General features: G+C 74.6%; 1 pseudogene. It reads left to right on the forward strand.

Annotated elements, in window-relative coordinates:
* Positions 1-104, forward strand: a pseudogene (locus tag RCF13_RS10780) (2-amino-4-hydroxy-6-hydroxymethyldihydropteridine diphosphokinase); the annotation flags it as partial.
* Positions 105-354: the final 250 nt, after the last annotated feature.

Below are 354 nucleotides of genomic sequence, written 5' to 3' on the forward strand. Positions count from 1 at the left end.
TCGCGCCCGACTTCATCGATCCGGTCAGCGGGCTGGACCTGGCGACGCTGTGGCGCGCGCACGCGCAGTTTGGCGAGGCGTTCGAGGTGGTTGACCTGGATTGATGGAGGTTGCCGGCCCCCGGCCCGCCTGACCCGGAGCGCCCGGCCCCGGCCCGGCCCCCCGCAGCGGGCCCGGCGCCCCCCCACCACCCCCCCCCGGTGGGCGGGGGAGAAACAGGCGTACGCCCGTTGGGAACCGGCCAACCGGTGGCGGTTTTTTGGGGGGCGCCGGTTGTGGTTTTTGGTTGCGGCCCGGGGGGGGGCGCTACGGGTCTGGCGGGCGGGTGGCGGGCAACCTCCATCAATCCAGGTC

This window comes from Stenotrophomonas maltophilia group sp. RNC7, from assembly GCF_030910085.1.
Classification (GTDB): domain Bacteria; phylum Pseudomonadota; class Gammaproteobacteria; order Xanthomonadales; family Xanthomonadaceae; genus Stenotrophomonas; species Stenotrophomonas sepilia.